Annotated in this window: 12 protein-coding genes; 9 read left to right on the forward strand and 3 right to left on the reverse strand. The window is 45.8% G+C overall.

Features of this window, described 5'->3' with window-relative positions; all coding sequences use genetic code 11:
• Window positions 1–195 precede the first annotated feature (195 nt).
• Window positions 196–954: a Nif3-like dinuclear metal center hexameric protein gene (locus ACZ5ZC_RS12085; RefSeq protein WP_005393019.1), complete on the forward strand. Its 759-nt coding sequence runs from the start codon at window positions 196–198 to the stop codon at window positions 952–954.
• A 92-nt stretch (window positions 955–1,046) separates the two neighbouring features.
• Here the strand turns inward: ACZ5ZC_RS12085 and ACZ5ZC_RS12090 are convergent, their stop codons facing one another.
• Window positions 1,047–2,336, reverse strand: coding sequence for a citrate synthase (locus tag ACZ5ZC_RS12090; RefSeq protein WP_005382163.1), 1,290 nt, complete (start codon window positions 2,334–2,336; stop codon window positions 1,047–1,049).
• Window positions 2,337–2,732: 396 nt separating this feature from the next.
• On the opposite strand from ACZ5ZC_RS12090, the gene sdhC reads away from it, so the two are divergent.
• The 8 genes from sdhC to sucD all read left to right on the forward strand — a co-directional run bounded on the left by sdhC (window position 2,733) and on the right by sucD (window position 12,441).
• On the forward strand, window positions 2,733–3,125 hold the full coding sequence (gene sdhC, locus ACZ5ZC_RS12095) for a succinate dehydrogenase cytochrome b556 subunit (RefSeq protein ID WP_017634811.1): 393 nt from the start codon (window positions 2,733–2,735) through the stop codon (window positions 3,123–3,125).
• Window positions 3,119–3,463, forward strand: coding sequence for a succinate dehydrogenase, hydrophobic membrane anchor protein (gene sdhD / locus ACZ5ZC_RS12100; RefSeq protein ID WP_005382169.1), 345 nt, complete (start codon window positions 3,119–3,121; stop codon window positions 3,461–3,463). Before sdhC ends, sdhD begins: the two co-directional genes overlap by 7 nt.
• Window positions 3,464–5,230, forward strand: a complete 1,767-nt coding sequence (sdhA, locus tag ACZ5ZC_RS12105; protein WP_005393016.1) for a succinate dehydrogenase flavoprotein subunit — start codon at window positions 3,464–3,466, stop codon at window positions 5,228–5,230.
• A gap of 15 nt (window positions 5,231–5,245) precedes the next feature.
• A complete protein-coding gene (locus ACZ5ZC_RS12110; protein ID WP_005382174.1) occupies window positions 5,246–5,956 on the forward strand; it encodes a succinate dehydrogenase iron-sulfur subunit in 711 nt (236 codons plus the stop codon).
• A 170-nt stretch (window positions 5,957–6,126) separates the two neighbouring features.
• Window positions 6,127–8,952, forward strand: coding sequence for a 2-oxoglutarate dehydrogenase E1 component (sucA, locus tag ACZ5ZC_RS12115; protein WP_005393014.1), 2,826 nt, complete (start codon window positions 6,127–6,129; stop codon window positions 8,950–8,952).
• 28 nt (window positions 8,953–8,980) lie between these two features.
• Window positions 8,981–10,189 carry a 2-oxoglutarate dehydrogenase complex dihydrolipoyllysine-residue succinyltransferase gene (gene odhB / locus ACZ5ZC_RS12120; protein ID WP_005393012.1) on the forward strand — a complete coding sequence of 403 codons (1,209 nt, stop codon included), beginning with the start codon at window positions 8,981–8,983 and terminating at the stop codon, window positions 10,187–10,189.
• Between the two features lie 213 nt (window positions 10,190–10,402).
• Window positions 10,403–11,569 (forward strand): ADP-forming succinate--CoA ligase subunit beta, encoded by a 1,167-nt coding sequence (gene sucC / locus ACZ5ZC_RS12125; RefSeq protein WP_054867849.1) that lies wholly within the window; start codon window positions 10,403–10,405, stop codon window positions 11,567–11,569.
• Window positions 11,569–12,441 carry a succinate--CoA ligase subunit alpha gene (gene sucD / locus ACZ5ZC_RS12130; protein ID WP_005382181.1) on the forward strand — a complete coding sequence of 291 codons (873 nt, stop codon included), beginning with the start codon at window positions 11,569–11,571 and terminating at the stop codon, window positions 12,439–12,441. Before sucC ends, sucD begins: the two co-directional genes overlap by 1 nt.
• A gap of 70 nt (window positions 12,442–12,511) precedes the next feature.
• On the opposite strand, the gene znuB is transcribed toward sucD, so the two are convergent.
• Both znuB and znuC read right to left on the reverse strand, forming a co-directional pair.
• Window positions 12,512–13,297 carry a zinc ABC transporter permease subunit ZnuB gene (znuB, locus tag ACZ5ZC_RS12135; protein WP_046874250.1) on the reverse strand — a complete coding sequence of 262 codons (786 nt, stop codon included), beginning with the start codon at window positions 13,295–13,297 and terminating at the stop codon, window positions 12,512–12,514.
• Window positions 13,290–14,078, reverse strand: coding sequence for a zinc ABC transporter ATP-binding protein ZnuC (znuC, locus tag ACZ5ZC_RS12140; protein ID WP_006742704.1), 789 nt, complete (start codon window positions 14,076–14,078; stop codon window positions 13,290–13,292). The genes znuB and znuC overlap by 8 nt, the downstream gene beginning before the upstream one ends.
• Window positions 14,079–14,132 lie beyond the last annotated feature (54 nt).

Below are 14,132 nucleotides of genomic sequence, written 5' to 3' on the forward strand. Positions count from 1 at the left end.
TTATTGTAACTAAATTTGCTTTTGAGGGTAGGGTGGCTAGCATCGATATTAGGGTTCGAGATACACTTTAAGTACCTAAATGATATCAAGGTGCCAGATGTCAAAACGTTGTTGTATCAACTAGGTTGCACACTCTCGGTCTGATTTCATCGAGAGGTTATTTAGGTTTACATGCGCTAGAAATTGGAAGTAATAATGAATAACTTAAAGCTAGAACAGATTCTTAATGACAAACTGTCACCGCAGTTAATTAAAGATTACGCACCAAACGGGTTACAGGTAGAAGGGACGCCAGCCGTAAAGCGTATTATCACTGGCGTAACTGCCTCCCAAGCCTTAATCGATAAAGCGATTGAGCTTAATGCAGACGCATTACTCGTTCATCACGGTTATTTTTGGAAAGGTGAACCTGAGCCAATTCGTGGTATGAAAGGTAAACGAATTCGTAGTCTGATCAAAAACGATATCAACTTATATGGTTATCACCTTCCTCTGGATATTCACCCAGAGCTAGGCAACAACGCCGAATTAGCTCGCTTACTTGAAATCGAAGTAGAAGGTGGACTTGAAGGACATCCTCAATCAGTAGCCATGTTTGGACGCTTGAAAAAACCGATGTCTGGTGCTGAGTTTGCGAGCAAGATCAATCAAGTTCTTGATAGAGAACCACTGCATATTGCGCCAGAGAATACCGATAAGATGATTGAGACGGTCGGTTGGTGCACTGGTGGAGGGCAGGATTTTATTGAGCTTGCTGTACAACACGGATTAGATGCGTTTATCTCTGGCGAAATTTCTGAGCGTACAACCTATACTGCGCGAGAAATGGACATTCATTACTTTGCTGCAGGTCATCATGCTACTGAGCGTTATGGTGTTCAGGCTTTAGGAAAGTGGCTAGCGGATGAATACGGCCTACATGTCGAGTTTATCGATATTGATAATCCGGTTTAGTGTTCGCTATTCATAACGTGAAACGCTGAAAAGAAAAAAGGGTTGAGACAAAATCTCAACCCTTTTGTTTGTTTATCTTCTAACTAAAAAGATCATTCACGTTCGTGAAGTGGAGAAAACTCACGCTGTGTCTCACCAGTGTATAGCTGACGAGGACGACCGATGCGGTTCAGTGGATCGCTGTGCATTTCGTTCCAGTGAGCAATCCAACCGATGGTACGAGAAATCGCGAAGATAACCGTAAACATAGAAACTGGAATACCAATCGCTTTAAGAATGATACCTGAGTAGAAGTCTACGTTCGGGTACAGCTTCTTAGAAACGAAGTACTCATCAGAAAGCGCAATGCGCTCAAGTTCCATTGCTACATCTAGTAGAGGGTCTTGAATGTTTAGCTCTTTGAGAACTTCATGACACGTTTCGCGCATTACTGTCGCACGTGGATCGTAGTTTTTATAAACGCGGTGACCAAAGCCCATTAAGCGGAATGGGTCATCTTTGTCTTTCGCGCGGTCTACATACTCAGGGATGTTATCGACGCTGCCAATCTCTTCTAGCATTCTCAAGCACGCTTCGTTTGCACCACCGTGAGCAGGTCCCCAAAGTGATGCAATACCAGCGGCAATACATGCAAATGGGTTAGCACCAGAAGAGCCAGCTAGACGTACAGTTGACGTCGACGCATTCTGTTCGTGATCCGCGTGTAGAGTGAAGATTTTATCCATCGCACGCGCAACGACAGGATTTACTTCATACTCTTCGCAAGGGTTTGCGAACATCATGTGTAGGAAGTTTTCTGCGTAGCTCAAATCGTTGCGTGGGTAGATAAATGGCTGACCGATAGAGTATTTGTAACACATTGCCGCCAGTGTCGGCATCTTCGATAGCAGACGGTACGCCGCGATCTCACGGTGCTCGTCGTTGTTGATGTCAAGAGAGTCGTGGTAGAAGGCTGCAAGTGCACCGACTACACCACACATTACTGCCATCGGGTGAGCATCACGTCGGAAGCCATGGAAAAAGCTTGCGATTTGCTCGTGGACCATAGTATGACGCGTTACGGTCGTCTTGAATTGCTCGTATTGTTCTCGGGTAGGGGCTTCACCATAAAGAAGGATGTAACATACTTCTAAGTAATCTGCGTTATTGGCTAATTGATCAATCGGGAAACCGCGGTGCAAAAGAATACCTTTGCCGCCATCGATGTACGTGATTGATGATTCACAAGATGCAGTGGCAAGAAAACCTGGGTCAAAAGTAAAGTAACCATTGGCTCCCAGCTTACGAACGTCAATTACAGGTGTACCTAGCGTACCGTCCATAATTGGCAGTTCGATTGGCGCTTGACCTTCAACATGAAGGGTCGCTTTCTTATCCGCCATAACAATCTCCTTTGTTTATTATTTAATCCGTCCAGGATGTTTATGTGCCATTTTTGTACTGTTGTTAAAGCTTAAAGTCAATTTTTCTCCATCTTTGTGTGCACTTGTTATGATTTTTCTCATGAAAATCGTTAAAAATCTGTTCTATGTAGCATAATTTGTTACACCAATTGTATTAGAATGTTGCTCGCCGTATATTGGCTAAGAAAATTTTAGTTAAATCCTTATAAATTCGGGGCTAGAAACAAAGAGTGAGGTTTGTTGCTGGACTCCGATTGTTAACAAGTTGTTTACAATTATCTAGGTGGTTACTCGCGATATTTGTTAAATAGATGTTAACTTTTGTACGTTTGGAAGCTGAAATTGGTTATAACAATAAATGCTCAATGGAGCTGAGTGAGCAAGCCCGTGAAAGAAAGAAAGTCAAGACCTGTTAATTTAGATTTACAGACCATCCACTTTCCTATCACAGCAATCGCATCCATCCTACACCGTGTGTCTGGGGTAATTACGTTTGTTGCGGTGGGTATACTACTGTGGTTACTGTCCATTTCTCTGTCATCCCCAATGGGTTTTATGGAAGCCGCTGACATCGTCGATAGCTTCTTCGTAAAATTCATCCTGTGGGGAATTCTTACTGCACTTGCCTACCACATTGCAGGTGGTATCCGTCACTTGTTGATGGATCTAGGTCACTTTGAAGAGCTAGATTCTGGCACGATGAGCGCTAAAGTCGCGTTTGGTGCAACAGCAGTATTATCATTATTGGCGGGGATCTTGGTATGGTAAAACACGTATCTTCATTTGGTCGTAATGGTGTACACGATTTCCTACTAATTCGTGCAACTGCAATCATTATGACGCTATACACGATTTATCTGATTAGCTTCTGTGCATTTTCAGATATCTCTTACGCATCTTGGACCCAATTCTTTGGTGGTACCTTCACTAAAGTATTCACCATGTTGGCACTTGTCTCGATCCTGATCCACGCATGGGTCGGTTTGTGGCAGGTATTAACGGATTACATTAAGTGCGCGAAACTGCGTGGCGCACTGCAACTTGGTGTTATTGCCGTGCTATTCGGCTATGTCTTCTCTGGTCTATTTATTCTGTGGGGTGCGTAAGTGTCTATTCCAGTTCGTGAGTTTGACGCCGTAGTAATCGGCGCTGGTGGTGCAGGTATGCGCGCTGCACTACAAATTTCAGAACAAGGCCTATCATGTGCTTTGTTGTCAAAAGTATTTCCAACACGTTCTCATACAGTGTCTGCACAGGGCGGTATTACCGTTGCTCTGGGTAACTCGCACAAAGACGATTGGCAATGGCACATGTACGATACCGTTAAAGGTTCCGATTACATCGGTGACCAAAACGCGATTGAATACATGTGTAAGAATGGCCCTGAGTCAGTTATCGAACTAGAAAAAATGGGCCTTCCATTTTCTCGTTTTGATAACGGTACCATTTACCAACGTCCATTCGGTGGTCAGTCAAAAGAATTTGGTGGTGAGCAAGCTGCACGTACAGCAGCAGCTGCGGACCGTACAGGTCACGCGCTTCTGCATACGCTTTACCAACAAAATGTGAAACACAAAACCACCATTTTCTCGGAATGGTATGCACTAGACTTGGTGAAAAACCAAGACGGCGCCGTAATGGGCTGTACTGCGATTTGTATGGAAACAGGCGAAATCTGTTACTTCAAATCAAAAGCAACGATTCTAGCAACAGGTGGTGCAGGTCGTATTTACGCGTCGACCACTAACGCACACATCAACACTGGTGACGGTGTAGGTATGGCATTGCGTGCGGGTGTACCTATGCAAGACATGGAAATGTGGCAGTTCCACCCAACGGGTATCGCTGGTGCAGGTGTTCTTGTAACAGAAGGTTGTCGTGGTGAAGGTGGTTACCTTCTAAATAAAGATGGCGAACGCTTCATGGAGCGCTATGCTCCTAACGCGAAAGACCTTGCTGGTCGTGACGTAGTTGCACGTTCAATGATGATCGAAATTCGTGAAGGCCGTGGTTGTGATGGTCCTTGGGGTCCACACATTAAGCTGAAGTTGGATCACCTTGGTAAAGAAGTGCTTGAGTCACGTCTGCCTGGTATTTGTGAGCTGTCTCGTACTTTCGCGCACGTTGATCCAGTGAAAGAGCCAATTCCAGTAATTCCAACCTGTCACTACATGATGGGTGGTGTACCGACTCAAGTGTCTGGTCAAGCAATCAAGCAAAAGGCTGACGGCAGCGAGATGGAAGTACAAGGTCTATATGCATGTGGTGAGATTGCTTCTGTATCAGTACACGGAGCAAACCGTCTAGGCGGCAATTCATTACTAGACTTAGTCGTATTTGGTCGCGCGACTGGCTTGCACCTTGGCGAAACGCTCGCAGCGCAAGCGGAAGCTCGTCCTGCAACTGAATCTGATATTGAAGCATCTCTAGCGCGTACCATGCGTTGGGAAAATAGTACTGGCGGTGAAGATCCAGTTCAAATCCGTAAAGACCTACAAGCTTGCATGCAAAACAGCTTCTCGGTATTCCGTGAAGGCGATGCAATGGCAACGGGTCTAGAAGAGTTAAAAGTGATTCGCGAGCGTCTGAAAGATGCACATCTAGCGGACAAGTCTTCTGAATTCAACACGCAACGTATTGAGTGTCTAGAGCTAGACAACTTGATGGAAACAGCATTCTCTACAGCCGTAGCGGCGAACTACCGTACTGAAAGCCGTGGCGCACATGCTCGTTTCGATTTCCCTGAGCGTGATGATGAGAACTGGCTATGCCACTCTATCTACAACCCGGAAACAGAAGCGATGACTAAGCGTGATGTGAACATGACGCCAACGCATCGTGAAGCTTTCCCGCCGAAAGTACGTACATACTAAAGGGAGGATACGACTATGAAATTGAACTTCTCTTTATACCGTTACAATCCGGATGTGGATACCAAGCCTTACATGAAAGAGTATACCCTTGAGGTAGACGAAGGCTCAGACATGATGGTGCTTGATGCATTGATTCTGCTAAAAGAGCAAGATCCAAGCATCGCGTTCCGTCGCTCATGCCGTGAAGGGGTATGTGGTTCTGATGGTTTGAACATGAATGGTAAAAATGGTCTAGCGTGTATCACACCGTTATCTGCTCTACAAGGCGATAAGATAGTTATTCGTCCACTGCCAGGGTTACCTGTCGTGCGCGATCTTATCGTTGACATGACGCAGTTCTATGATAACTATGCGAAAGTTAAACCATTCTTGATTGATGATGGTGCATTACCACCATCACGCGAGAACCTACAATCGCCTGATGATCGTGCGCATTTAGATGGATTGTACGAATGTATCATGTGTGCATGTTGTACAACGTCTTGCCCATCATTCTGGTGGAACCCTGACAAATTCATCGGTCCAGCTGGTCTTCTTGCGGCGTACCGTTGGCTAATTGATAGCCGCGATACGGCAACAGATGAACGTTTGTCTGATCTTGATGATGCATTTAGCGTTTTTCGTTGCCATGGCATCATGAATTGTGTAAGTGTTTGTCCTAAGGGATTAAATCCGACGAAAGCCATCGGCCATATTAAGTCGATGCTGGTTAATCGCTCGGTTTAATTTACTCGCTCTTAGGAATGTCGCAGTGTTGCGGATCACCCGATATGACCGCTTCACTGCTTCAAGAATATTTCGAGTAAAGAATACAAAAATTGCCGACTAGTTCTGGTCGGCTCTTATAGCTCGGCAAAGACCGAAGCAAACGTGAAAACTACTGGTTAAGGGAAAATATGCACAACGGCGTGATGAAGGCATGGCTCGAGTCTTCACACTTGGCTGGCGCCAATGCAACGTATGTAGAGGACCTCTACGAACTGTATCTAAGTGATCCCGATCTGGTAAGTGAGGAGTGGAAACGTGTTTTTGAAGGCTTACCTAAGCCGTCAGAAGAAGTGGCAGAACAACCACATTCACGTGTCCGTGACTACTTCCGTCGACTCGCTAGAGAAACAAAGCATTACAATGTCCAAGTTAGTGACCCAGATGTCGATGCAAAACAAGTAAAAGTTCTACAGCTAATCAACGCATACCGTTTCCGCGGACATGAAGCTGCAGAATTAGACCCACTAGGTCTATGGCAACGCCCAACCGTGGCGGAGTTAGACCCTGCTTTTCATAATCTTACCGAAGATGACTTCGAAGAAACTTTCAACGTAGGTTCTTTTGCTGTTGGGCAAGAAACCATGAAGTTGAAAGACATCTATGAAGCCCTCAACAAAACTTACTGCGGTTCCATCGGTGCTGAATACATGCACATGACTGACACAGAGCAAAAACGTTGGATCCAACAACGTCTTGAGTCTGTCGTAGGCCAGCCATCATTCAACAAAGATGAGAAGCGCACATTCCTAGAAGAGCTAACAGCCGCTGAAGGTTTGGAGCGTTACCTCGGAGCGAAATTCCCAGGTGCAAAACGTTTCTCTCTAGAAGGTGGTGACGCACTGATTCCGATGACGAAAGAGTTGATCCGTCACGCGGGAACAAGTGGGATGCGTGAAGTGGTTATCGGTATGGCTCACCGTGGTCGTTTGAACATGCTGGTGAACGTGCTTGGTAAGAAGCCTCAAGATCTGTTCGATGAGTTTGCCGGTAAACACGACGAAACTTGGGGCACGGGTGATGTGAAATATCACCAAGGCTTCTCTGCCGACTTTGCTACCCCAGGTGGTGATGTTCACTTAGCTCTTGCATTTAACCCATCGCATCTAGAAATCGTCAACCCAGTAGTCATGGGGTCGGTGCGAGCACGCCAAGATCGCTTGGGTGATAATCAAGGTAGCAAAGTGCTTCCTATCACTATCCACGGTGACTCTGCAATCGCTGGTCAGGGTGTGGTTGCCGAAACGTTCAACATGTCACTGGCTCGTGGTTTCCAAGTCGGTGGTACGGTGCGTATCGTTATTAACAACCAAGTTGGCTTTACGACGTCTAACCCTCGTGACACGCGTTCAACGATGTACTGTACAGATATCGCGAAGATGGTTCAGGCGCCAATCTTCCACGTGAATGCCGATGACCCAGAAGCGGTTGCTTTTGTTACTCGTATTGCTTTGGATTACCGCAACGAGTTCAAGCGCGATGTCGTGATTGATTTGGTGTGTTACCGTCGCCATGGTCACAACGAGGCCGATGAGCCAAACGCGACTCAGCCTTTGATGTACCAAAAAATCAAAAAACACCCTACACCACGCAAATTGTATGCGGATATTCTGATCGATAAAAACGAATCAGATATCGAGACAGCGACTCAGTTAGTCAATGAGTACCGCGACGCATTAGACCGCGGTGAAGTGGTGGTTAAAGAATGGCGTCCAATGGCGTTGCACTCTGTAGACTGGTCCCCTTACTTAGGGCATGAATGGGATATGGAGTGGGATTCAAAATATGACAAGACGCGTCTTATCGAGTTGGGTAATCGTCTTTGTCAGTATCCAGAAAGCCATAAACTGCAAAGCCGTGTTAATAAGCTTTACAACGATCGCCTAGCAATGATGACCGGTGAAAAAGCAATCGACTGGGGTATGGCCGAAACATTGGCGTATGCAACATTAGTTGATGATGGTAAGCGTATTCGCCTTTCTGGTCAGGATTCGGGTCGTGGTACTTTCTTCCACCGTCACTCGGTTCTTCATAACCAAACAGATGCAAGTACGTACATTCCATTAGCGAATATTCATGACAATCAGGGGCCATTCCAAGTGTTTGACTCAGTACTGTCAGAAGAAGCGGTATTGGCATTTGAATACGGTTACGCAACAGCAGAGCCAGGTGGTTTGACTATCTGGGAAGCGCAGTTTGGTGACTTTGCCAACGGCGCGCAGGTTGTGATTGACCAATTCATTTCGTCAGGTGAGCAGAAATGGGCACGCTTGTGTGGTCTCACAATGCTTCTACCTCACGGTTACGAAGGTCAAGGCCCTGAGCACTCCTCTGCACGTCTAGAGCGTTACCTTCAGTTGTGTGCTGAGCAAAATATGCAGGTTGTAGTTCCTTCAACACCGGCTCAGGTATACCACATGATTCGTCGTCAAGTTGTACGCCCAATGCGTCGACCTCTGATTGTGATGTCGCCAAAATCTTTGCTGCGCCATCCTCTATGTACTTCGACAATTGAAGACTTAGCGGACGGTACATTCCAATCTGCAATTCCAGAAGTAGATGATTTAGACCCAAGCAAAGTAAAACGCGTCGTGTTCTGTTCAGGTAAGGTTTATTTTGACCTACTGGAGCAGCGCCGTAACAACGAGCAAGACGATGTCGCTATCGTGCGTATCGAGCAGCTTTATCCATTCCCGATGGAAGAAGTACAAGCAGCGATTGCTCAATACACTAACGTTGAAGACTTCGTGTGGTGTCAGGAAGAGCCTCAGAACCAAGGTGCTTGGTACTGTAGCCAACACAACTTCCGTGCCGCTATTCCTGCAGGTGCAGATCTTAAATACGCAGGTCGCCCAGCTTCTGCTTCGCCAGCAGTTGGCTACATGTCGGTGCACTTGAAACAACAAAAAGCGTTGGTTGAAGACGCTCTGAACGTGAACTCAAAAACTTCGAATTAAGAACTAGAAGTTAAAGGAAGAAACAGATATGACAATTGAAATTCTGGTTCCAGATTTACCTGAATCAGTTGCTGATGCAACCGTAGCGACATGGCACAAACAACCAGGCGACGCAGTAGAGCGTGACGAGGTTTTGGTTGACATCGAGACAGACAAAGTCGTTCTAGAAGTGCCAGCTCCGGAAGCAGGCGTTTTGGAAGCTATCGTTGAAGAAGAAGGTGCGACAGTACTTTCTAAACAAATCATTGCTAAATTGAAGCCAGGTGCAGTTGCAGGTGAGCCTACCGCAGACAAAACAGAAGGTACGGAAGCATCTCCTGATAAACGTCATAAAGCTGCGCTTAGCGAAGAAAGCAATGATGCACTAAGCCCAGCAGTACGTCGTTTATTGGCTGAGCATGGCTTAGAAGCAAGCCAAGTGAAAGGCACTGGTGTTGGTGGTCGTATTACGCGCGAAGATATTGAAGCGCATCTTGCGAACGCTAAAGCTGCGCCAAAAGAAGAAGCACCAGCAGTGGTTGACGTGCCGGCAGCGGCTCGTAGCCAAAAACGTGTTCCAATGACTCGCCTGCGTAAGACAGTCGCTAACCGTCTGCTAGAGGCGAAGAACAATACGGCAATGCTAACGACGTTTAACGAAGTGAACATGAAACCAATCATGGACCTTCGTAAACAGTACAAAGATCAGTTCGAAGAGCGTCACGGTATTCGTTTAGGCTTCATGTCTTTCTACGTGAAAGCTGTAACAGAAGCGCTTAAGCGTTACCCAGAAGTAAATGCTTCGATTGATGGCGATGACATTGTTTACCACAACTACTTCGACATTAGCATGGCGGTATCAACGCCACGTGGTCTAGTTACACCAGTCCTAAAAGACTGTGACAAGCTTGGTTTCGCTGATGTTGAAAAAGGCATCAAAGAACTGGCTATCAAAGGTCGTGATGGCAAGCTAACGGTAGACGAGCTAATGGGCGGTAACTTCACTATCACAAACGGTGGTGTGTTCGGTTCACTAATGTCTACACCAATCATCAACCCACCTCAATCAGCGATTCTTGGTATGCATAAGATCCAAGAGCGCCCGATGGCAGTGGATGGCAAAGTTGAAATCTTGCCGATGATGTACCTAGCGCTGTCTTACGATCACCGCCTAATTGATGGTCGCGAGTCTGTTGGCTTCCTAGTGACTATTAAAGAGTTGCTAGAAGATCCAGCACGTCTCCTATTAGACGTTTAATATCGCTAAAACGTCTAGTTATCGTAGGTAGCTAGACGTTAAAAATTTCAATGGCTAGACTAGCTCAACGTCTGGCCTTCATTTGAATCCCACACCATGAGTACTCGTGATGAGGGATTGATTTGAGAAGACCCTACAGACGTACAAGCAGCCAAGACTGCAGCGTTATGGAAATAATAAATCCCTTAAGGGAAAAACAAACGGAATATCGAAATGAATTTGCATGAATACCAAGCCAAACAGCTGTTTGCAGAATTCGGTTTGCCTGTGCCAGAAGGCTACGCGTGTGATACACCACAAGAAGCTTTTGAAGCTGCAGGCCGTATCAGTACAGAAAAGAAAGTAGTTAAATGTCAGGTTCACGCTGGTGGCCGTGGTAAAGCGGGCGGTGTAGAGCTGCACGATACAAAAGAAGGCGTTAAAGAGTTTGCACAAAAGTGGTTAGGTAAAAACCTAGTGACTTACCAAACTGACGCTAACGGTCAGCCAGTTACAAAAATCCTTGTTGAAGAAGCTTCAAACATTGCAAACGAATTATACCTAGGTGCGGTTGTTGACCGTGCAAGCCGTAAGATCGTTTTCATGGCTTCAACAGAAGGTGGTGTGGAAATCGAAAAAGTTGCGGAAGAAACGCCGGAGCTTATCCACAAAGCAGCAATCGATCCACTAGTAGGCCCACAAGCTTACCAAGGTCGCGAGCTTGCGTTCAAACTTGGTCTTGAAGGTGACCAAATCAAACAATTCGTTAAGATCTTTATGGGTCTTGGCACTATGTTCTCTCAGTACGACCTTGCTCTGCTAGAGATCAACCCACTTGTGGTTACTGGTGAAGGCAACCTGCTATGTCTTGATGGTAAGATCAACATCGATTCAAACGCTCTTTACCGTCAGCCTAAGCTTCGTGAAATGCATGATCCATCACAAGAAGATGAGCGTGAAGCGCACGCAGCTCAGTGGGAACTGAACTACGTAGCACTAGACGGTAACGTTGGCTGTATGGTTAACGGTGCTGGCCTAGCAATGGGTACGATGGATATCGTAAACCTACACGGCGGCAAGCCAGCTAACTTCTTAGATGTAGGTGGCGGCGCGACGAAAGAGCGTGTTGCTGAAGCATTCAAGATCATCCTATCTGATGACAACGTGAAAGCGGTACTTGTTAACATCTTCGGTGGTATCGTACGTTGTGACATGATCGCAGAAGGTATTATCGGTGCGGTTAAAGAAGTAGGTGTAAGCGTACCTGTTGTTGTTCGTCTAGAAGGTACTAACGCTGACCTAGGTCGCGAAGTTCTTGCTAATTCTGATGTTGATATCATTGCTGCTGAGTCGCTAACGGATGCTGCTCAGAAAGTTGTTGCTGCTGCGGAGGCTAAATAATGTCTGTATTAATTAACAAAGACACTAAAGTAATCTGTCAGGGTTTCACTGGTGGTCAAGGTACTTTCCACTCAGAGCAAGCTATCGCATACGGCACTCAGATGGTTGGTGGTGTGTCTCCAGGTAAAGGTGGCCAAACTCACCTAGGTCTACCTGTATTCAACACAGTTCGCGAAGCAGTAGAAGCAACTGGCGCAACAGCGACAGTAATCTACGTTCCAGCACCTTTCTGTAAAGATGCAATTCTAGAAGCGATTGATGCGGGCATCGAGCTAATCGTAACAATCACGGAAGGCATCCCTACAACAGATATGATCGACGTGAAAGTGAAGCTAGAAGAAACTGGCGTTCGCATGATCGGTCCTAACTGTCCGGGTGTTATCACTCCTGACGAGTGTAAGATCGGTATCATGCCTGGTCACATCCACAAGAAAGGAAAAGTAGGTATCGTATCTCGCAGCGGTACTCTAACTTACGAAGCAGTTAAGCAAACAACAGACGAAGGTTTCGGCCAGTCTACTTGTGTTGGTATTGGTGGTGACCCAATCCCAGGTTCAAACTTCATTGATATCCTAAAACTGTTCCAAGAAGACCCTGAAACTGAAGCGATTGTTATGATCGGTGAAATCGGTGGTACAGCAGAAGAAGAAGCAGCAGCATACATTAAAGAAAATGTAACGAAGCCAGTGGTTTCCTACATTGCTGGTGTAACTGCTCCTCCTGGTAAACGTATGGGCCACGCTGGTGCGATTATCTCTGGCGGTAAAGGTACTGCTGAAGACAAATTTGCTGCACTAGAAGCGGCGGGCGTTAAGACTGTGAAATCTCTAGCAGAGATCGGCCAAGGTCTACGTGAAGTAACGGGCTGGTAATTTCAACTCGAAGCTTAAAGCTAAAAAAGCCTAGCAATTGTTGCTAGGCTTTTTTGTATCAAGGTGCTTTTTACGATTTTTGGCGAATAAATTGGCTAAGCATAAACAGAGATGTTGCGCTGATTACTACTGATGGGCCAGCCGGCGTATCGAAGTGCCATGATAGGCTAAGCCCCATTAGTACTGCCACAGAGCCAATAATAGATGCGAACAGTGCCATTTGCTCTGGTGATGAAGAGACCTTACGTGCTGTTGCTGCTGGGATGATCAGCAAAGAAGTCATGATAAGTGCCCCAACAAACTTCATTCCTACGGCAATCACAACACCTACCATAAGCATTAACACCAATCTAACCAAGTCTGTATTGACGCCCTCGACGGCAGCAAGCTCTTCACTAACTGTGCTCGACAATAAAGGTCGCCAAAAAACGTAAAGACACACACTAACAGCAGCGACACCTGCGTAAATGAACATCAGATCTTGCGGAGATACTGCGAGTAAGTCACCGAACAAGTAACTCATCAGATCTACACGGACATTATCCAAGAAACTAACAGAAACTAGACCAACAGATAATGCGCTATGGGCGAGTATACCCAGAAGCGTATCGGTTGCGACCAGTTGTTGTTTCTGCAATGTCACGAGCAATACGGCGAGTGCTAAACAGCAAACGAGTAGTGCAAGATAAAGGTTCACGTTGAGCAGAAAGCCTAATGCCAAACCCATCAATGAAGCATGTGCCAGGGTATCACCGAAGTAAGCCATTTTGCGCCAAACGACGAATGACCCAAGAGGACCTGCAATGATCGCGATGCCAATACCAGCAAGAATAGAAGGTAGAAGAAACTCAATCATGGTGATGATGTCCGTGTTTATGGTTGGAGCATGATGTCGCATCGCCAGTTACTGGCGTTCCGGATAAATCGTGATGATGATGCTCGTGGTCGTGATGATAAAACGCGAGCGATTCTCTCGCTGCATTGCCAAATAGCGCGATGTAAGAAGGGTGCTGAGTAATCGTGGCAGGTGAACCAGAGCAGCAAACATGGTGATGCAGACAAATGACATCATCTGTTTTGGCCATTACTAAATGTAAGTCGTGTGACACCATAAATACACCGCAATCGAATCGGTGACGAATGCTTTCAATTAGATCGTAGAGATCGATTTGACCTTGAATATCCACACCCTGCGCAGGTTCATCTAGCACTAACAGCTCTGGGCGTTGAAGCAAAGCACGCGCAAGTAATACGCGTTGGTTTTCACCACCTGACAAGCGATGCATGTTACTACTAATTAAATGCTCAGCGCCAACAAGCCTTAATGCATCAATACATTCTTGTTTACTGTATTTTCCTGCTAAATTTAGAAAACGGGTGACATTCAATGGAAGAGAGTCATTGAGCTTCAATTTTTGAGGAACATAACCAATTTTTAGTTTTCTTTGTCGGTTTAATTTGCCGCTAGTCGGTTTTTGAAGGCCTAAAATGACTTTGACTAACGTTGATTTTCCCGCTCCATTGGGACCAATTAGGGTTGTTATTTTGCCCTTTTGTAATTCCATACTAATGTTATCGAGAACTCTGCGGCCATCGAACTCGACGCATAAGTGCTCAAGATGGACTAAGGAAGACATGAATGAAACTCATTTGCAAATCAATAATGTTATAATGTAACATTATCACACTTT

The organism is Vibrio sp. JCM 18905 (genome assembly GCF_055393305.1).